Annotated in this window: 12 protein-coding genes; 9 read left to right on the forward strand and 3 right to left on the reverse strand. The window is 60.5% G+C overall.

All coding sequences use genetic code 11. The features are described 5' to 3' along the window. Positions 1 to 17: 17 nt before the first annotated feature. Together CIW50_RS22425 and CIW50_RS22430 are read left to right on the forward strand one after the other, a co-directional pair. Positions 18 to 1,220 carry a glycosyltransferase family 4 protein gene (locus CIW50_RS22425; RefSeq protein WP_246664410.1) on the forward strand — a complete coding sequence of 401 codons (1,203 nt, stop codon included), beginning with the start codon at positions 18 to 20 and terminating at the stop codon, positions 1,218 to 1,220. Further along, a complete protein-coding gene (locus tag CIW50_RS22430) occupies positions 1,217 to 1,942 on the forward strand; it encodes a polysaccharide deacetylase family protein (protein ID WP_149533395.1) in 726 nt (241 codons plus the stop codon). Before CIW50_RS22425 ends, CIW50_RS22430 begins: the two co-directional genes overlap by 4 nt. 38 nt (positions 1,943 to 1,980) lie before the next feature. Here CIW50_RS22430 and CIW50_RS22435 read toward each other — a convergent pair whose 3' ends face one another. Continuing rightward, complete coding sequence (locus tag CIW50_RS22435) at positions 1,981 to 2,805, reverse strand: hypothetical protein (protein WP_149533396.1); 825 nt, start codon at positions 2,803 to 2,805, stop codon at positions 1,981 to 1,983. A 356-nt stretch (positions 2,806 to 3,161) separates the two neighbouring features. On the opposite strand from CIW50_RS22435, the gene CIW50_RS22440 reads away from it, so the two are divergent. The 4 genes from CIW50_RS22440 to CIW50_RS22455 all read left to right on the forward strand — a co-directional run bounded on the left by CIW50_RS22440 (position 3,162) and on the right by CIW50_RS22455 (position 11,438). Continuing rightward, positions 3,162 to 4,226: a glycosyltransferase family 2 protein gene (locus tag CIW50_RS22440; protein ID WP_149533397.1), complete on the forward strand. Its 1,065-nt coding sequence runs from the start codon at positions 3,162 to 3,164 to the stop codon at positions 4,224 to 4,226. Positions 4,227 to 5,029: 803 nt separating this feature from the next. Beyond that, complete coding sequence (locus CIW50_RS22445) at positions 5,030 to 8,053, forward strand: Ig-like domain-containing protein (RefSeq protein WP_149533398.1); 3,024 nt, start codon at positions 5,030 to 5,032, stop codon at positions 8,051 to 8,053. A gap of 329 nt (positions 8,054 to 8,382) precedes the next feature. Beyond that, complete coding sequence (locus tag CIW50_RS22450; RefSeq protein WP_283808862.1) at positions 8,383 to 10,128, forward strand: type I secretion system permease/ATPase; 1,746 nt, start codon at positions 8,383 to 8,385, stop codon at positions 10,126 to 10,128. Continuing rightward, positions 10,125 to 11,438, forward strand: coding sequence for an HlyD family type I secretion periplasmic adaptor subunit (locus CIW50_RS22455; RefSeq protein ID WP_149533400.1), 1,314 nt, complete (start codon positions 10,125 to 10,127; stop codon positions 11,436 to 11,438). The genes CIW50_RS22450 and CIW50_RS22455 overlap by 4 nt, the downstream gene beginning before the upstream one ends. 38 nt (positions 11,439 to 11,476) lie before the next feature. On the opposite strand, the gene CIW50_RS22460 is transcribed toward CIW50_RS22455, so the two are convergent. Beyond that, entirely contained in the window at positions 11,477 to 12,382 is a 906-nt protein-coding gene (locus tag CIW50_RS22460; RefSeq protein ID WP_246664412.1) for a metallophosphoesterase family protein, read from the reverse strand. Between the two features lie 218 nt (positions 12,383 to 12,600). Here CIW50_RS22460 and CIW50_RS22465 point away from each other — a divergent pair, with 218 nt between their 5' ends. Next, complete coding sequence (locus tag CIW50_RS22465; RefSeq protein WP_149533402.1) at positions 12,601 to 13,140, forward strand: hypothetical protein; 540 nt, start codon at positions 12,601 to 12,603, stop codon at positions 13,138 to 13,140. A gap of 70 nt (positions 13,141 to 13,210) precedes the next feature. On the opposite strand, the gene CIW50_RS22470 is transcribed toward CIW50_RS22465, so the two are convergent. Then, a complete protein-coding gene (locus CIW50_RS22470; RefSeq protein WP_246664413.1) occupies positions 13,211 to 18,571 on the reverse strand; it encodes a DUF4082 domain-containing protein in 5,361 nt (1,786 codons plus the stop codon). A 31-nt stretch (positions 18,572 to 18,602) separates the two neighbouring features. Here CIW50_RS22470 and CIW50_RS22475 point away from each other — a divergent pair, with 31 nt between their 5' ends. Together CIW50_RS22475 and CIW50_RS22480 are read left to right on the forward strand one after the other, a co-directional pair. Continuing rightward, positions 18,603 to 18,851, forward strand: coding sequence for a hypothetical protein (locus CIW50_RS22475; RefSeq protein WP_149533403.1), 249 nt, complete (start codon positions 18,603 to 18,605; stop codon positions 18,849 to 18,851). Positions 18,852 to 19,191: 340 nt separating this feature from the next. Continuing rightward, positions 19,192 to 19,725, forward strand: a complete 534-nt coding sequence (locus CIW50_RS22480; RefSeq protein WP_246664414.1) for a hypothetical protein — start codon at positions 19,192 to 19,194, stop codon at positions 19,723 to 19,725. The last annotated feature ends 27 nt before the right edge of the window (positions 19,726 to 19,752 follow it).

A 19,752-nucleotide genomic window follows, 5' to 3' on the forward strand; every position in this document is an offset into this window, starting at 1 on the left:
TCATGCGAGAATGGTCTGTGCGGTTGACCGTCGGTCATGTGCAAGGAAGCGATATGATTCATAGTCACGCGGCGGCGAAGCAAGCATTGCGGCGGATCGCATTCGTGACGATCGGCGACTCGCGCAAGGTCGGGTTCTGGTCCGGCACGCCGTTCCATATGGCAAAGTCGCTGGCGGCAGAGGGCCACGACGTGGTCCATGTCGGACCGCTGAATGCGCCGATCCTGCCTTTCTACAAAGCGTATTCGCGGGTGCGGCGGGTATTTCGTGGACAGAGGGTTTCGCCGTTTCATGCGGGCCCGGTGGTTGCGCAGTTCGCTGCCGATGCGGTGAAAAGCGTTGCCGCGCTTTCGCCGGATATTGTGTTCGCGCCCGCCGGATCCTTGTTTGCCTCGGCCATACCCGTAGGCACGCCGCTGGTTTATGCATCGGACGCCACGTTTCGGCTCGTCGAGAATTATCATCCCAATTACCGGACTATGTCGCCTGCCGCGCGCGCGACTGCCGAGCAGCTGGAGCGCAGGACGATCGCACGCGCAAATCTATTGCTCTATCCGTCCGAGTGGGCCGCCGAGTCTGCAATCCGCGAATATGGCGCGGATCCCGCGCGGGTGCATGTCATCTCGTGGGGGGCAAATCTCGCAAATCCTCCGCCCCGCGCCTCGGCGCTGGGCCCGCGCAAGGATGGTCCGTGCCGGCTGCTCTTCATCGGCGCCGATTGGCGGGAGAAGGGAGCGGATATGGCCGTGGCTACGCTGGCCGAGCTCGCAAACAGGGGCGTTGATGCAGAACTCGTGATCTGCGGCTGCACGCCCCCGACGCCCATTGCGCGGAAGGGCTTGCAGATCATTCCGTATCTCGACAAGAACGATCCCGAGCAGCTCAATCGCATCGACCAGCTCTACCATGACGCGGACATATTTCTGCTGCCGACGCAGGCTGACTGTTATGGGATCGTCTTCTGCGAAGCAGCTGCATACGGAGTGCCGAGCATTGCACCCAGGACTGGCGGCGTGTCTGGTGCCGTGAGTGCCGGCGAGACGGGCCTGCTGTTGCCGCCGACGGCCAGCAGCACTGACTATGCGACGGCGATCGCCGAGATATTCGCCGACCCGGATCGGCTGTCGCGCCTGAAGCAGGCGAGCCGCAATGCCTATGAGGAACGGCTGAACTGGGGGATCTGGAGCAAGCGGGTGTCGGAGCTGATACAAAGCTTATGATCATTCTCAATTATCACGAGTTATCCGAGCAGCCACCGTCGAACAAATGGTGCCTGGCGCGCGAGGCGTTCGATATACATCTCGCGCTCTGCGGCGACCGGATCATCTCGCCCGGGAAGTTCTTGGCGCACTGTGATACTCCGGCAGGCGGCCGCAGCGATGACGTGCTGATCACCTTCGACGACGGCTTCCTGTCGGACTACACGCTGGCTTACGAGCAATACGTCGCTACCGGCTGCATTCCGGGCTTCATGTCCTTCATCCCGCTCGATTTTGTCGGGCAACCCGGCCGTATGAGCTGGAGGATGATCGAAGAGCTGAGCAGGGCCGGCATCACAATTGGCTCCCACGGCCTCGCTCACATCGATCTCACCAAGGCTTCGGATGCGGAGCTTGAGCGCGAATTGACCGTGTCCAAATCGATGCTGGAAGAGCGGTTGGGACAGCAGGTCGGCTTATTCGCGTTCCCATACGGGCGTTTCTCGCGGCGTGTCTGGGAGGCCGCCTTGAGGGCCGGCTACACCCAGCTCTATACGATCCAGCTCGGACATCATGGCGGCTTTGAACCATTCCTCTATTCCCGCCTTTGCATGACGAGCGATTTCGCTGTCGAGCAGATGCGCGTGCATCTGGCCGATCCCGATGCGATGCGCGGGATGGCCTGGCAGATCAGTTCGAAGTTGGGCATCTATCGGCACCTGATGCTTTGGCGATACCGATAGCGATCCGCATTGGTCGATCAGTTCGGTGCTCAATACGGCTATGGCCGCGGGATCTGATTTCCGACGATGAGGCGATCGCCTTGCCGAGTAACCCAGCGCACATTTTCCCATTGGACGATATTAATGCGCCGGCCTTTGACCACATCGAAGGAGAAGGCGCCGTAGCGAAATGAGCCGCGCACGAAATAGACGTTCTTGAGGCTGACCGAAGATCCCCCGTCTGCCGGGATCCGCAGCCCATAAGCCCCACCCTCGAACAAAACGTTCTCCAGTACGTGCGCGCCCCGCCAATCGTCTGCGGACCAATAACCGGCGGTCGTTGCCCCCGCCATCTTGAACGTCGAGTTCTTGACGGTAATGATCCCTGTCGAGCCGGGGGAATAGCACTGCAGCCCATCCGCGTGATCGTTGCCCAAGCCGGTGGCTGCGATATAGACCCATGTCAGATTGATGTTTCCGCTGATGCAGCGAATTCCCTCGCGTGACTGGATCCGTACGCGCGTGAGGCTGCAGGAGGAACCGCAGGTGATCGTCGATTCGCCGGAATTCTCGACGATCGACAGGTCCGTGACGGACGATCCAGGCGGCAACTTGATCGTGCTCGTGCCGGCCTTCGCTTTGACGAAAATCGGATCGTCGAAGCTCAATGGGGCATCGATCGTAAGCTGCGACTGATCGGGCGTCTCGCCGGGTGTCGGGGCTGCATTGTCGTCGCCGCGGTCAGACGCGGCAAGAACGTAGCCGGGGCGGAGCGGCGGCGACGCGTCTCCCGGTCGCGCTGCAGCTGTTGCCGCCGGCACCAAACTCAGCATCAGGAGCAATCCCACCGATGCTTTTGGAAGGGGTCTGTCGCTGGATTTCATTGATCTCGTCCGTCTCGGTCGCTTCGCCGCATACGAATACATTGAACCTGCCTTGACGTGACGACATGCGAGAGGGGGGAGACTCTCGCACTTACCTTGCGGCAGTTCGAATGCGTCGGCTGCGCCGATACGATACAAAGTTCTCTGGGTCCGAGGCGCCCTTGCGCGCCGCGTGACGCCCAAGAGCCCGGTGTCTTTGATTCCTGTATATTCATGTTGGCCTGACATCCGCACGACGAGGCTACGCTTGATTATGACCCGAAACCAAGGGATTATCACTCGCGGTACCATGTCGAGCGCCTTACGGGGAGAATTCGTCAGATGTCGTGTTGCGGTCTGCAGTTTCAAACTGAAGCATGACCATCGAGGACAGGCTGGAACGTTCCGAGGGCACGTCGCGCAAGAGCGTCAAACTTGCCGTTATCATCGTTGCGTACCGTAATGCCGACGACATTGATCGCTGCCTGAAGTCACTCGAGCAGTCTGACCTCTGTCAGTTCGAGGTTTTCATCTGTGAGAATGGTGGGGAAGCGGCCTATACGGATTTGCTGTCGCGTGTGGTCGGGGCAGATCGAATCCTGAAACGGTCGCCGGAGGCCGCGGGCATGCTCGACCTTCCTCAGAGGCGGCTGGCGTTTGTGGCAAGCTGTAAATTCCAGGGTCGTGCGAATGCCGTCCGGATTGGGCTCGCTACCGACAATCTGGGCTACGGCGGCGGCGTCAACGCCTGGCTGGAGCCTCTCCTCGACACGCCCGGCTGGGATGCTGTGCTCGTCCTCAATCCCGATACCGAGGTCGATGCGTCCGCGCTGTCGGAAATGATGGCCAAATCCGACGAGGGTTTCGGCATGGTCGGCGCAAGCCTGGTGTTCGATACGAGCCCCGACAGAATCATCAGCTACGGCCTTCATTGGTCGCGCATGACGGGGCGCGTCATTGCAGTAGGGCGTGATGCGCCGGTCGGCAGCCCGCCGTCGGCCGAAGACCTTGCAAGGCTCGATGCAATCAGCGGTGCCTGCGTTTTGCTGACGCGCACATGCTTGCGCGATGTCGGCCTCATGGCTGAAGACTATTTCCTCTACATGGAAGATCTGGATTGGGGGCTTCGTCGGGGCAGCCACCGCATCGGCATCGCGAACAGGGCACTTGTCCGCCATATTGGCGGGACGACGATCGGCTCCGCCGTGGCCGTCGAGAAACGCTCCTATCTCTCTATTTATCTGTCTGCCCGTAACAGCGTGCTCTATGCTCGGCGTTTCGCGGGCTGGCGTTGGGTCTGCCATTTCGGAGTTGGTCTGCTCTATGCAGCGCGCTATCTGATCAAGGGATCAGCCACCGCTGGGAAGGTGGCGCTGGCTGGTTTGCTGGACGGTGCGAGGGGCAAGACCGGACGGCCTGACGTCGTACCCGGAGCGAGCTAACGGCGTGGTCTCCCTCGCCCGGTGGCCGCTATTTGATCTCTTTTGCCATATTTGCGCTCGCCGAGCGGTGAGATAGTCCTGCCTCGACGCGATGACGACCGTCATTTTTCACGATCTCAGGCGCGAGATCGCCCCATCAATTAAATAGATAAATCGGCCGGCTCGGCTTTAATTAAAAGAAATAAATAACGCGCCGAAGTACGCCGGGTTGATGGGTGGAATTATGAAGAAGATATTGCCTCCGGCTCAATCGATGCCTAAGAAAAGGTATTTACCGACGATTGATCGGCGCCATCAACTCGCTATCAAAGTTCTATCTGCAAGCTGGTGCTTTTCGTCAAGTTGGTTCTCGGGCTGCTAGCCGACTCATATCGTTGTTATTCAGGCGTGAAACCACGTGTCACCGGGTCGAGAGTTCTTGCGATGCAAGTAAGACCTGCAAGACACTTGATATTTAGATGGTGCTCTTCAATCCGTATTCACTCTGCGGAAAAACTGGCTGAAAGGGGCGTTTTTTCGCGATCCAATTAACTGCGTAGAAATCGGGGAGGTTTATTCTAGGCGTCGTCGGTGCTGCGAATAGCGATCTATTTTATTACTTCGCCATTTTACAGGCTTTGTGAGGGTTTAAATGGGGTCGCGAAAATCACCTTGGGTGGGCCGTGATGTTGTCCCAAAAAAGCCTCTGCCAGCCACCAAAGACGATTCCTGACGATGCGCCATTGGGGTGCATGTGGAGCATCGTCCCTCGGGACTCTTAGTCGCGAGCTCGGGGACAATCAGAGACTACTTGGAGATTTGGAATGGCAGGAATTCCTTTGAGCTGGAATGACCCGATTTTTAGTGGCGTTACCACTTCGGGCCCAGTTGTAGTTAAGGACGGCGGGACGCTCTCGAACAGAAGCATCACCGATACAAGCGACGCGACGTCGATCGTCGGTGGCGGCTCATTCACGCTGGACACGGTCCGCGTCAGCTCAAGAGAAGCTGTTCGCATCGGGGGCGGCGGCGACATCACGATCAATAACTCATATCTCGAGACCACAGGGTTGGCGGGTGACCACGCCGATGGTATTCAAGCCTATAGCCCGGGCAGCTCGGGCAATGTGACCATCACTAATTCGACGATCGTATCCCACAATCAGAACGCAACGGCCGGTCTCTTCATCGCCGACAATTACGGTGGCACGGTCACGCTGAATAATGTGGTGTTCGAGGGAGGTCCGATCGGACTGCGCATTGCCGCGGACAATCAGGACATCACTGTGTCCCTCAAGGACGTCTATTTCGTCGGCCCGTTCCAATACGATCCTCTGCTTATTCAGGAGATCGCTGCCAACATCCACATTACCCAGTGGGAGAACGTGCGCTACGCGACCATCGTGAATGGCCAGCTCGTTCCGGGCGCGCTCATCGCTTCGCCGTTCCCCGTGGAAGGCGGCGCCACGACGCCGCCACCGGTGCAAGATCTGATCGCCGATATCACCTCCTGGTCGCCCGATAGCGGCAAGATCGGCGATGGCACAACCAATGCCGACAAGATTACGCTGAAGGGCATCGCGACCGCCGGCAGCACCATCAAGGTTCTCGACGGCACCAAGTTGGTTGGCACAGCGACCGCCGACGGCAGCGGCAACTGGAGCTTCACCAGCGGCGCGCTCGCCGACGGCACCCACAAGTTCACGGCGACTGCCACAAATTCGACTGGGACGAGCCCGGCCTCGGCCGTGCGCTCGGTCGTGGTCGACACTGCGGCGCCGAACGCGCCCACGGTGGCCGTGTCCACCTCGGCGGCGGCACTGGCTGCCTCTCATGTGGCCGTGCTTACCGGCACTGCGGAAGCCAACAGCGCCGTCAAGGTCTATGACGGCACTACGCAGATCGGTACCGCGACCGCCGGCAGCAACGGGGCCTGGACGTTCACCACGGCCAATCTCGCCACCGGCAACCACAGCTTCACCGCCAAGGCGACGGATGCGGCCGGCAATACGGGCAATGCGTCATCTGCCGTGCCGGTCACGATCTCGAACACGACGACGCCTCCGCCGACGTCAACAAAGCCAGGTGCGCCAGTCATTTCCTCCTTCTCTGAAGACACCGGCACGAAGGGCGACGGCATCACCAACGACAACACGATCACGCTGACCGGCACCGCTGCCGCCAACAGCACGATCAAGGTCTATGACGGGGCGACACAGATTGGCACGTTGAAGGCCGCGGCCAATGGGTCGTGGAGCTTCACCACGTCGGCCCTCAGCGATGCAAAGCACACGCTGACCGCAACCGCGACCAACAGCTCGGGGCAGACCAGCTCCGCTTCGTCGGCGGTGGCGATCACGGTCGATACCACAGCACCAGTCGCGCCGACCATCGGCGCCGGTTTCTCGGCGAGCGAGCGGGCGAGCGCGGCTGCGAGCCTGCCCACATCCGTTGCCAGCGGCTCGGCGTTGAACCTGAAGGGCGTAGCGGAAGCCAAGAGCACGGTTTCCGTTTATGACGGCAACACCAAGATCGGGACCGTCACAGCCGGCACTGACGGTGCGTGGACCTTCTCCACGAGCAGCCTCGCGGCCGGCAACCACACGCTGACAGCCAAGGCGACCGACGCGGCCGGCAACATCGGCACGACATCCGCCGCGTTGACCGTCAACGTTACATCCACCACGACCCCGGTCCCTCCATCGGCACCCAAGATCGCGTCCTTCTCTAACGACACCGGCAAGGTGGGCGACGGTATCACCAGCGACAACACGCTGAAGCTGGACGGCAGCGCAGCTGTGAACAGTAGTGTCACTCTTTATGACGGGGCGCAGAAGCTCGGTACGGTCAAGTCGGACAGCAGCGGCGCATGGAGCTTCACGACCGCAGCGCTGAACGACGGCTCGCACAGCCTGACCGCCAAAGTGACCGATAGCAAGGGCCAGACCGGCGCGGCGTCCGCGGTGACCAAGGTCACCGTCGATACGCATGCACCGGATGCGCCGTCGCTGGGAGTCTTCACGGCGGACGGCAAGGCCCTGAACGGCCCGACCACGGTCGCCGATGTCACGCTGAAGGGCACGGCCGAGGCGAACAGTCTGGTCAAGCTTTTCGATGCCGGAAAGCTGATCGGTGAGGCGACTGCCAAGGCCGACGGCACCTGGAGCTTCGACCCCGGGCACCTGTCGAATGGCGATCACAAGTTCGCGGCGATCGCCTCGGATGCCGCCGGCAACACCGGCGTCTCATCCGTGGCCAAGGCAATCTCCGTGAACGACTCTCCGGCTTCGTCAGCAGGGATCGACCTCACCAAGGTGTATCAGGGCTCTGACGGCTCGGTGGTCATCAAGGGAACGGCCGACGCCTATAGCCAGATCAAGATCTTCGACGGAACGAAGGAGATCGGTTCGGTCAAGGCGAAGGCGGATGGCGATTGGAGTTACGGCACCGGGTCGGTTTCACAGAGCTCGGTACACTCCTTCTCTGCGAAGGAGCTCGATAAATCCGGTCAGGTCGTGTCAAGTTCGGGAAGCGCAATTGTTGGCACTTCCGGTGGGAATACGCTCAAGGGGACGTCGGGCGATGACATTTTTATCGGCAACGGACACCCGGATACGTTCGTATTCGCTCCGAATTTCGGAAACGATACGATCAAGGATTTTCGAGCCAGCGGTTGGTCGCACGACACTGTGCAATTCAGCAAGAGCATGTTCGACAACTTCGCGGATGTCCTGTCTCACGCCACGCAAAGTGGCCAGGATGTCGTGATCGCGTCGGGCCACGATTCGCTCACGTTAAAGAACACGAAGATCGGCGCGCTGGACAAATCGGACTTCCACTTCGCTTGACGACCTAGGCGCACTCCGTGCGCGATGGACCAGTTGACGCATCGATCCAATGGGATCTGGATCGATGCGTCCCGAGGGGGACTACAATGATTAACTTTGGAAGGCGGGGGGAAACACCCCCGCCGGAGCGGGCACGATTGAACAAGGCTCCGAGCTTTGCGGGATTGTCGCGCTTTTTCGGCATAGGTAATAAAGCGGACGCGAAGCGGGCAACCGATTCGAAGAAGCCGATGCCGTCGAATGGAGCGATTCCTAAGCCGTCCTTGAATGCCAAGTCGTCTTCGACGCCAAAAACGCTCTCTAATTTCGTGGAGACGGCCCGGCTGACCATGTTCTCGGGCAAAACTAGGTCAAGCGACGATTACGCTGTACCGCGGTCGGAGTTTGCAGGATTTCTCAGTTCTTGCCGCCAGATTTTCTGGGCGATGGCGATCTTCAGCGGCGTCAGCAATATCCTGATGCTGACCGGCTCATTTTTCATGCTGCAGGTCTATGATCGTGTCTTGCCGAGCCGGAGCGTGCCGACGCTGATTGCGCTGCTGGCGCTCGCGATCTTGCTTTATCTGTTCCAGAGCGGCCTCGATCTCATCCGCACCCGCATCAGCGCGCGCATGGGGCGCCATCTCGACGAGACGCTCGGCGGCCGCGTGTTCGATGCCGTCATTCGCCTGCCGCTGAAGACACGCGGGGACGGCGATGGCCTGCAACCCGTCCGCGATCTCGATCAGGTGCGGAGTTTTCTGGCGAGCGGCGGCCCATCTGCACTGTTCGACATCCCATGGATGCCGGTCTATCTCGGCATCTGCTTTCTTTTCCATTTCTGGATCGGCGTGACAGCATTGGTCGGCGCGCTCGTTCTGGTCGCCATCACGATGCTGACCGAAATTCGCTCGCAAGGGCCCGCCAAGGCCTCTGCGCAGTTCGCCGTTGTGCGCAATTCGGTAGCGACAGAGGGACGACGCAATGCCGAGGCGCTTCATGCAATGGGCATGCGGCGGCTGGCGGCTGCGCGCTGGCATGAAGCCAATCGGAAGTATCTTGCGGCGAATGAAGCTGCGAGCGACGTCGCCAGCGGTCTGGGTGGCGCATCCAAAGCCTTCAGGGCGATCCTACAGTCGGGCGTTCTTGCGGTCGGCGCATACCTTGTCATCAATCAGGAATCGACGGCAGGCATCATCATCGCCGGCTCGATCCTAACGTCCCGCGCGCTGGCGCCCGTTGAGCTTGCGATCGCCAATTGGAAAGGCTTCGTGAGCGCGCGGCAGTCAAGACAGCGGCTCGAACAACTCCTGACGTTGCTCCCGAAAGAGGAGGAGCCGTTGGCGCTGCCGAGCCCGGTCGAGGCGATTGCCATGGAAAATGTCTATGTCAACGCGCCGGCATCTGACCGGGTCGTTCTGCACGACGTCTCGTTCAATCTGAGGAAGGGCGAGGGCCTCGGAATCATCGGCCCGAGCGGGTCCGGAAAGTCGTCGCTGGTGCGCGCGCTCGTCGGCGTGTGGCCGCAGATGCGCGGTAGGATCACTCTCGACAACGCCGCGCTGGGGCAATGGTCCTCGGAAGCACTCGGCAAGCATATCGGCTATCTGCCACAGGACGTGGAGCTATTTGACGGCAGCATCGCCGTCAACATCGCCCGTTTCGACCCCAATGCGAATCCGAAGGCGGTCCTGGCGGCGGCGCGCGCGGCGGGCGCGCATGACTTGATCCTGTCATTCCCCGACGGCTACGGCACCAAGATAGGCGAGGGCGGCATGGCGCTCTCGGCCGGTCAGCGGCAGCGCATCGGGCTCGCGCGTGCATTCTACGGCGATCCTTTCCTCGTCGTCCTCGATGAGCCGACGTCCAATCTCGACGCCGACGGCGAAGCGGCATTGACCGAAGCCATTCTCACTGTGCGTCGCCGCAACGGCATCGTCGTGGTGATCGCGCATCGGCCGAAGGCGCTGGATGGGGTCGATCATGTTCTGGTGATAGCAGAGGGCAAAGTGCAGTCCTTCGGCAGGAAGGAAGACGTGCTGACGAAGGTGTTGCGGACTGCGACCCCGTTGAAGGTGGTGGGAGATCGCGGATGACCAATGCAAGTAACTCGGCGCTCCATTCGATCCAGCGTTATATCATCACCGGCGGAATCCTGGTCGTCCTGGTTACTTTCGGCATCGGCGGGTGGGCCTCCACCACCGAACTGTCGGGAGCGGTAGTTGCACAGGGCGTCATCGTCGTCGATTCGAGCGTAAAGAAGGTGCAGCATCCGACGGGCGGTGTCGTCAGCGAACTCCGCGTGAAGGAAGGCGATCGCGTCAAGGCTGGCGATATTGTGGTGCGCCTCGACGAAACCCTGACGCTCGCAAACGCAACGATCATTACAAAGAGTTTCGACGAATTGCAGGCGCGGCAGGCACGTCTGGAGACAGAGCGTGACGGCGCAGACCAGATCGTATTTCCAGGCGTTCTGCTTGAGCGCGCGAAGGATGCCAAATTCGAAGCTGCCCGCGCGATTACCGCCGAGCGAAGCCTGTTCGATCTCCGACGACTGTCGCGCACCGGACAGAAGTCCCAGCTCAGAGAACGCAGCTCCCAGCTTCAGGACGAGATAAAGGGATATACCGGCCAACTCGAAGCAAAGCAGAAAGAGGTCAACTTCATTTATCAGGAGCTTGAAGGCGTCCGGACTCTCTGGCAGAAGAACCTTGTGCCGATCACGCGTTTGACGGCCCTGGAACGCGATACGGCGCGGCTCGAAGGTGAGCGAAGCCAGCTGTCCGGAATGGTCGCGCAGGCGAAAGGCAAGATTTCGGAAATCGAACTCCAGACGATCCAGATTGACCAGGATCTGAGAACCGAAGTTGGCAAGGACCTGATCGAGACTCGTTCAAAAATTTCAGAACTTTCCGAACGAAGGACGGCTGCGGTTGACCAGCTTAACCGTATCGACATTCGCGCACCGCAGAACGGGCGAGTTCATCAGTTGGCGGTGCATACGGTAGGCGGCGTTATATCGCCAGGCGAGCAGATCATGCTCATCGTACCGGACAACGACACGCTCTCAGTTGAAGTCAAGATAACGCCGCGCGATATTGATCAGCTCTATATCGGGCAATCGGCATTTCTGCGATTTGCCGCGCTCAATCAGAGGACGACACCTGAGATCGAAGGCGACGTCGTCCTCGTGTCAGCGGATCTGACCCAGGATCAGCGCACCGGCACCAGCTATTACAACGCGCGTGTGTCGCTGAAGTCAGATCAGGTCGCGCGACTTGGAGAGTCCAAGTTGGTCCCCGGCATGCCTGTGGATGTATTTATCCAGACGCCCGGTCGGACTGCCCTTGCATATCTGATCAAGCCGCTGAAGGAGCAGGCGGAGCGCGCGCTTAAGGAGCGGTGACATCAAGTCGGCCTCATAACTCTAGCCACCGCCGTTAACTAAAGCGGGCGCGTGGCTCCTGAATGTATGAATCCTGGATTTATGGCTCCTTGCGGGTTCCGCCGGCGGCGGTCACTCCAATGTATCGCTTCGATGCCGTCGTCGTGCTTAGCCCGCGCATCTTGAACTCGGGTGCTGTTACCTGCGGTCCAGTCGCGGATATCGACAAGTGGCGTGATTTCGCGCCCCTCGATCATAACGCAACTCAAGCGCCCCGTGGCGAAAGCTCCGGTATCGATATTCACCCTATTGGACCGGACGTCGGGTACGTTGACCGGCGTATGTCCATGGACAACGAATTTCTCGAACGGCAAGCTGTGATGCAGGAAGTCCTCGCGAATCCAGAGCAGATCGTCTTCCTTCTGCTTGCGCAGCTCAATTCCCGGCCGAATTCCCGCATGGACGAAGACGAAATCGCCGCAGGTAAAGGACGACGGCAGCGCTTCGAAAAATGCGAGATGCTCCGGCGGCAATGCGGCGAGCAACTCCTGTGACAATCGCTCTTGGTCGCAATGGCTGCGACTGAGAGACGGCCTCAGCCCATATGAAACCAGCGTTTCGAGACCACCGAGAGATCGCCAATCGTTCAGAGTTTCAGGCGCATCGAGGAAGCGCCGAATGAAGGTCTCATGATTCCCCTTCAGGATGATGACCTCTCGCACTCGCGCGCAGGCCAACAGCAGGTCGATCGTCCCTCGGGAGTCGGGTCCGCGGTCGATATAGTCGCCGAGGAAGACGATGATCGACCGTGTGCTGGGATACTGCGCCTCGTCCGATTCGATCTGAGCGAGCAGCAGCCTGAGAAGATCGGTGCGCCCGTGGATGTCGCCGATCGCATAGATGCGAATACCATCCGGGAGGCTGGCTTTGCTCAGTGATTTCGCGTCATGCGAAGGTTTCCACACGGTCGGATCCTGTCGGTACGGGGGCGTCCGTCTCATGATAGGCGATCGATCATAATTAATGCGCGTTATTTAATTGTTATATTAATATGGGGCGATCTCAAGTAATTTAATTATATCCGGCTGCGTCATTTCCGACGCCGATGGTTCGTTTAGATGTCGGTTAAGGATTGATTGCCATAGTCGCCGTGTCACAACGACCGCTGGACACTGGTGTGATAATGCCGACAGCATCTGACGCACAGCATCAGGATTTCGGTGCCATCGAGGCTGCCGTGAAGGAAACGACGCGGGGCCGCGCATTCCTCGCTAATTATGCGAGGCGCGTGCAGCAGTCCGATACGCTCACCATGCTCGCCATGCTCGGCCGGCTCGAGCGATTGTCCCACGAACTGGCTTCGCGTATCGCCGAGCTCGAAGCACCCAATCCTTCGTGCGCGAGCCATCTTATGCGGCCGTCCATCGCGGGGTCCATGTTGCAAGGAGCCGCCCTGGTTCCGGTCGATTATGCAGCCACCGACGCGATGCCGCGGATCGACGAACTCGCATCCGTGCTCGGCAATCTGCATCGCCATGTGGTGCAGCTGGCCTCGCAATGCGCCGGCGTCGATCGGCAGGCGAATTTGAGGACTTCCATCGAGTTGGATGCGCGCGCATTGATGCCGCCGGATCCCGCCTTGCCGTCGTCGCAACCTGCAGGAGGCAAGGATGTCGCCGATGAGGACGTACTTGGCAGTATCGCCCAAGCGCTCGAACGGTAGCTCGCCGACAAACAGCGGAAAACGACCGCCGACCATGGATCTGTGGTCGATGCCTTGTGCCTTCGCGTTCTCAGGCCGCCAGTTGCGGCCTGAACAACACGTCCACGCCGTAACTCGTGGAGTTGTAGGAGTTGGACGGGAAGAGAGAATCGCTCCCGTAGGCATAGACGCCATTGCCGCCGATCAGCGACGAAGCAGGCGCGGTGAGCGGCCCGTTCGATACCGAATTGGCGAATAGGTTCGGATCGGCAGAGTAGTTGCCGTTCGTATGGTAGGAGGCAATGTAGGTCGCTCCGGCGGTGATGGACACCGGCGTTGCGAACTGCACCTGCTGCCAGCCACTGGCCGTCTCGTTGGTGAAGGCCGCACTCGCGAGCAACGTGCCGGTGGAACTCCAGAGATCCGCCGTGTGGGTACCGGTATTGGACGCACCCTTGTAGAAGCTGATGCCGGTGATGTCGCCGTTGGTCGATGCTTGGAATTTAAGGCCGAGCTCGACCGCTTGCGGATCGCTGACGGTGACCATGCTGGGCGTCGAACTGGCGCTGAACAAGCGCACGACGGCGGTCGGATCGGTTACATTGAGGGTCACGCCGGCGCTGGCCACCCCGCCATGGCCGTCGGAGATCGCATAGTTGAAGGCGGCCGATCCGGTATAGCCTGTCGTTGGAATGAAGGTGATCGTATTGGCCTGGGCATCGAATGTCGCGGACCCGTTCACCGCATTACTGACGCCCGTGATGGTGAGGGTGTCATTGTTCGGATCGCTGTCATTTGCCAGCAACGTCGAGGCGTTGATCGCGAGCGTCGTATTCCTCACGGTGGTGAAGCCGCTGTCGTTGGTCGCGACTGGCGACTGGTTCGCACCGCCACTCGCAGCGTTGAACACCACATCGACCCAGTAATTGGTCGCGCCGTAGGTCGCCGTCGGGAAGAGGTTGCCAGTCCCATAAGCATAGACGCCGTTGCCTGAGGCAGGCGCAGTGAGCGGTCCGTTGGTTTGGGCCGTGCTGAAGTAGCCGCCGGTTGCTGCGTAGTGGCCGTTACTGTGATAGCTTGCCACATAAGTCGCGCCGGCTGTCACCGTCACCGGACTGCTGAACGTCACGGTCTGCCAGCCGCTCGACGTCTCGTTGGTGAAGGTCGCAGTCGTCAGCAACGTGCCTGAGCTGGTCCATAGCGAGCCCGTGTGTGTGCCGATATCGTTGGCGCCCTTGTAGTAGCGGAGGCCGGTGATCGTGCCGGACTGCGACGTCACGAACTGCATGCCGAGATTGACCTGTGCCGGGTCGGTATCCGACAGGGTGGCAGGCGTATCAGAGCTCGAGAACAGGCTGACGCCCGATGCGGTCGGGATGACGTTCAGACTCACATTCGCGGTTGCCGTGCCGCCGCGGCCATCGGACACGCTGTAGCTGAAGCCCGCGGCGCCGACATAGCCGGTGGTCGGGGCGAACGAGATCGAATTCGTCTGGGCGTTGTAGGTCGCCGTGCCGTTCGTCGCGCTGCCGGCCACGATACCGGTGATCGTGAGGGGGTCGCCGTCCGGGTCGGTGTCATTGGCCAGGAGGCTCGCTGCCTGGAGGGTCAAGCCATTACCCTGCACGGTAGTGAAGCCGCTGTCGCCATTTGCTACCGGGGCGTTGTTAGGCGGCGCCGTGACATTGAGGCTGACCGTGCCGCTGGCGACGCCGCCTTTGCTGTCTGAGATGGAGTAGACGAACGATGCAGGACCCGTATACCCCGCCGTGGGCGTGAAGGTTACGGTGTTGGTCTGCGCACTGAAGCTCGCCGTGCCATGCACGCCGCCATTGGCAGCGGTGACGGTCAACGTATCGCCGTCGAGGTCAGTGTCGTTTGCGAGCAATGCGGCAGCGGCGATGTTCAGGACCGTGTTCTGCGCGGTGCTGAAGCCGGTATCGCTCGTGACGACCGGCGGGTTGTTGGACGATGCGGTGACAGTGAGATTCACGGTACCGTTCGCCGTGCCGCCATGACCGTCGGAAATGGCGTAAGTGAAGGACGCCGGGCCGGTATAGCCTGGGGTCGGCGCGAAGGTCACCGAATTCGTGTTGGAGATCCAGGCCGCCGTGCCGTTGACGCCGACGCCCGCGCCGGTGATCGTCAATGTGTCGCCGTCAGCGTCGGTGTCATTGGCGACCAGGGTTGCGGCTGCGATGGTGAGTTGCGTGCCCTGCGGCGTTGTGAAGCCGCTGTCGGCCGTCGCCACGGGCGCAGTATTTGTCGGCGTGGTCGAGCCCGAATTCAAGATCACGTCGACCCAATAATTCGTCGCGCCGAAGGTGCTGGTGGGGAACAGGTTGTCGTTGCCATAGGCATAGACACCGTTCGAGCCGCCTGCCGCCGTTAGAACGCCGCTTACATGGTCGGACGTGAAGTAATTGCCGGTAGCTGTATAGTGGCCGTTGCTGTGGAAGCTGGCGACGTAGGTTGTCTGCGCAGTGATCGCGACGGGATCGGAGAATGTCACCGTCTGCCAGCCGCTCGCGGTTTCATTGGTGTATGTCGCGGTGGCGAGCAGCGTGCCGTTGATGCTCCAAAGCGATCCCGTGTGGGTGCCGGTGTCGTTGACGCCTTTGTAATACTTGATCCCGGTAATGAAGCCCGAGGCCGTCGAGGTGAACCGGACGCCGAGATTGACTTGGAAAGCGTCGTTATCGCTGAGCGTCGCCGGCGCGTCGCTCGCGCTGAACAACGTGACGTTGTTCGACGGCGGAACGACGGTCATGTTGACTATCGCCGAACCGATCCCGCCGCGGCCGTCTGAAATGGCATAGCCGAACATGGCGGCGCCGGTATAGCCTGCGTTCGGCGTGAACGTGATGATGTTGGTCTGGCTGTTGAAGCTGACCGTGCCGCCTGATGCGGAGCCCACGCCGGTGACGGTCAGGATATCGCCGTTCGGATCCGTGTCGTTCGTGAGCAACTGCGCCGCAGTGAACGTCGTCGCCATATTGCGCGTGACGGTGAAGCCGTTGTCATTGGTGCCGACTGGCGCCTGATTGATGGTGTTGATGGGACTGAAGATGACGTCCACCCAGTAGTTGGCGCCGCCGGATGCCTGGGTCGGGTAGAGCGTGTCTTGGCTATAGGTGTAATAGCCGTTGTTCGCAGCAGCCGTCAGCGGGCCGTTCGAATGCGCCGCTGTAAAATAGTCGAGCGTGCCGGCATATTGGCCATTGCTGTGGTAGCTCGCGGTATAAGTCACGCCGGCCGCGATCGAGATCGGATTGGCGAAGGTCACCGTCTGCCAGCCGCTCGCGCTTTCCTGGGTGAAGGTGGCGGTGGCAAGCAATTGGCCGGTGCTGCTCCACAGCGAGCCGGTATGAGTGCCGCCATCGCCCACGCTCTTGTAATATTTGATGCCGACGATAGTACCCGCCTGCGATGCGGTGAAGCGAACGCCGAGATTGACGAAGCCGACATCGCTATCGGCCAGGATTGCCGGCACGTCGGAGGAGGAGAACAGCGTGGTGGTAGGAGCCGCGGCGACTGTGATCATCCTGCCGGTGTTGGCAGCTTCCATGTTGATGCTATCATCGACGGCGCGCGACAGGATGTTGTAGGTGCCGCCGGCGAGCGGCGTCCAACTGTAGGTCCAGTTTTCGAAGCCGGTGGCGCGGTGCCACGACACGCCGCCATCCGTTGACACCTCGACGACCGCGACCGTGCCTCCGCCGCTGTCGACCGCGGTGCCGGTGATCGTGATCGGCTGTGCGGCGGCGTAGGAGCCGCTCGTCGTGGGCGAGGTAATGGTCGATGTCGGCGCGGCGTGGTCCGTCGACTGCGAGGCGATGGCAAGGCTCTGCATCAGGGTCTGCGGCTGGATGCCCATATCGGCAAACAGATTGACCATGGCCTGCTGGACGTTCGGATCGGTCGCGGTCGCCTCGTTGTCGTGATGCGAATCCAGACCCCAGCTCCAGTAGACGGTGCCGGCGCCGAAGACAAGCGCGCCGCTGGTGGGATCGCGATAGAGGGTGAGACTGTGGCTGGCCGTTCCGGCTCCGGTTGTGTTGCCGTTGTCGAGCAGCAGCGAGTTGACGTCGACCGTGGTTGACGAAAGCGCGGTCAGACCCGCCGGGCGGAAGCCGTTGTCGAGATCCGAGTCCCATTCGTAGCCGAGCAGGTTCGGTGTCAGCGAATAGGTCTGCCCGGGCTGGATATCTCCGACCGCGGTGTTGTTCCAGAAACGAAACTGCGACAGATCGTAGGGGATCTGGATAGTGTCAAGGCGATAGCCGTCGACCGTAAAGATCGTTCCGGTCAGGGCATTCTCGGGTTGACCTGCGCCATATTGAGGATCGCGCCACGTGCCCGTGGTATTGCCCGGATCGGTGTCGTCGTTCGACCACGTCTCCTTGTAGGAGACAAGCGTCTTGTAGGGCGTACCGGATCCGTCGATGCTATTTTCCCAGCGAAATTCCCAATAGACTTCGTTTCCGCTGAGGAAAGCGAGATTGACGCCGGCATCGCGCGCCGCTTCGACATTCGAGCGTTGACCGGCCGACCAGTATTCGTCGTGTCCGACCGACAGGAACACCTTGCTGTTGAGGAGCTGGGCGCCATCGCGTGCGGTATCGATGCCTGAAATGTAGTTGATGTCGTAACCGTTCTCCTCGAGCCAGCGGATGGCAGGATATTCGGCGCCGAAGATGAAATCCTGCGGACCCGCTGAATAGCCGCCGTCGCGCGTGATGATCGGGCGGTTGTAGCTGACTGCGCTGGCACGGCCGGCATGGCCGGCGGCGTCGATGCCGCCATAGAGATTGTAACCGCCCCACCAGTTATAGGCTTGCCAAGTTGTGTCTGAGGTCTGGAAGGTGACGTCACTGGGCGCTTCGTCGTCGCGGACGATGAAAGGAATCATATTCTGGCCACCGGTGTCGAGCCGGGTGAGCTCGGCAATGTAGACGCCGGAGACGGCGTCGGCCGGAATGTCCCAGGAGGCCGAGACGGACCAGTTGCCGGCATCGACCAGGTTCGTGGTCGGGTCGAACAGCGGCGTGGGCTGGTTCTGCGCCGTCGACAGGTTCTTTGTGAAGCTGTTCACAAGGCGTGCGCCGTCGCCGCCATAGTAGCCGAGCCGATAGATATCGACCCGGTAGTTGGCGGCGTCAGTGTTGATCTTGAAATCGACGCGCTGGCCGTGGTCGATCGTAAACTGCGCCGCAAACCCCTCGATGCTCTCGTCGGCCTGGTCGAACAGCCAGACGCTTTCCGGCGTGCCGGCCTTCATGTTCTCGAGGACGATGGGATTAAGTATAGCCTGCAAAGCGGCCGGTGCGCCGGCTGCTGCGGACGTTCCCGGCGCGGCTGTCGTCCCGACTTGGGTGGAGGCATCGACGGTGCGGCTCTGCACGGCCATCGCCGTCAGGTCGAGCGCGAGGGGCGCGATATCGGCGGGCATGCTGCTCGCCGTGTTGTAATATTCGAGGACCTTGGGTGCATATCCCGATGGCGATCCGTCCGTTTTGCTGGAGCCGCCGACCCGGATCGAACAAACGGTGCAGGCCCGCCCGGTGCACGACCCGCATGGAGTGGATAGCGCCGCTTGCTGCCACTGCGTAGACCACGCATCGATGCTTGCGTTCGCGGAGCTTGCGCTAACGGGAACCGCCATCTTTGATCTCCTCGTGCCGACGGGCTTATTTAATGTAGATAAATTTAACTATTATTTGAAAAATTAAATATGTCACGCGGTAAATTAAATTAACCTGCTCTTTCATTGTGCCCCGCGCAAATTCGTTGTGCACGGCTGAAACCGTCACGTTGCAGGTTTTTCCTATGCTTCCACGCAATCCGTGGAAGCGAAGCGGCGAGAATGTTCGAACGGATCCATTTATTGACATATTTAAAATTAAATGGCTTCATGCGATGAAGATCCGGCCCCGGCCGTTTGCGAACATGTCCTGCCGTTGGGCACGGCGTCGCTACCGACCCTGGAGCAGAGCGTTGCCGGAAATGACATGGATGAGACGCGATCGGCTGCCTGTCTGCCGAGGCGATTTTTTTTGAGAACCCATTGAGATGCGACCAGACGACCAGCCACGCAGGGCGCCGAGACCCGATCATGTCGAAGGCATGGTCGCCTTGCCGCGCGAGGGGGGGCGTCGGCCCAATTCCCGCCAAGTGCCGTCGCCTTGGCGTGGCGGGCTCAATGACCAACTCGACCTCAGCATCACCGAAATCGCTGTGATGTGGATACTGCATCATGGGACATTGCCGCGCGGGCCGCTGCGCTCGCTGACCCGCGATATCGTCGATTTCTATCCGGCCGCGCGGGATGCAATCCTGCGGGCGGAGATGCTGCGGGGTGCCAGGCAGTCCGACCTACGTCTGATCTACTTCAAGGGCTTGATCGTGGCTCTGACGCATTCGAAGCCTCAGATGATCGAAGCCATCAGACGCGCGGACCGCGCATTGGAGCGCGGTACGATGACGTCGACCGAACGATCCGATGCATCCGTAGGGCAATCTGCAGCAAGCCAGCCGTTGGAGGATCAGGACGCCTTGGCCCATATTGCAGTTGCGCTGGGAAGTTCCGCCGCGTCATCGCATTGAACGGCAGCGCACTGTTTGCGAGAAGAC

This window comes from Tardiphaga sp. P9-11 (assembly GCF_008329525.1).
In the GTDB taxonomy this organism is placed as follows: Bacteria; Pseudomonadota; Alphaproteobacteria; order Rhizobiales; family Xanthobacteraceae; genus Tardiphaga.

Coding starts and splice junctions, on each gene's coding strand:
- CIW50_RS22430 (WP_149533395.1), top strand. CDS start 1,217: ATGATCATTCTCAATTATCACGAGTTATCCGAGCAGCCACCGTCGAAC.
- CIW50_RS22435 (WP_149533396.1), bottom strand. CDS start 2,805: ATGAAATCCAGCGACAGACCCCTTCCAAAAGCATCGGTGGGATTGCTC.
- CIW50_RS22440 (WP_149533397.1), top strand. CDS start 3,162: ATGACCATCGAGGACAGGCTGGAACGTTCCGAGGGCACGTCGCGCAAG.
- CIW50_RS22445 (WP_149533398.1), top strand. CDS start 5,030: ATGGCAGGAATTCCTTTGAGCTGGAATGACCCGATTTTTAGTGGCGTT.
- CIW50_RS22450 (WP_283808862.1), top strand. CDS start 8,383: ATGTTCTCGGGCAAAACTAGGTCAAGCGACGATTACGCTGTACCGCGG.
- CIW50_RS22455 (WP_149533400.1), top strand. CDS start 10,125: ATGACCAATGCAAGTAACTCGGCGCTCCATTCGATCCAGCGTTATATC.
- CIW50_RS22465 (WP_149533402.1), top strand. CDS start 12,601: ATGCCGACAGCATCTGACGCACAGCATCAGGATTTCGGTGCCATCGAG.
- CIW50_RS22470 (WP_246664413.1), bottom strand. CDS start 18,571: ATGCCCGCCGATATCGCGCCCCTCGCGCTCGACCTGACGGCGATGGCC.
- CIW50_RS22480 (WP_246664414.1), top strand. CDS start 19,192: ATGCGACCAGACGACCAGCCACGCAGGGCGCCGAGACCCGATCATGTC.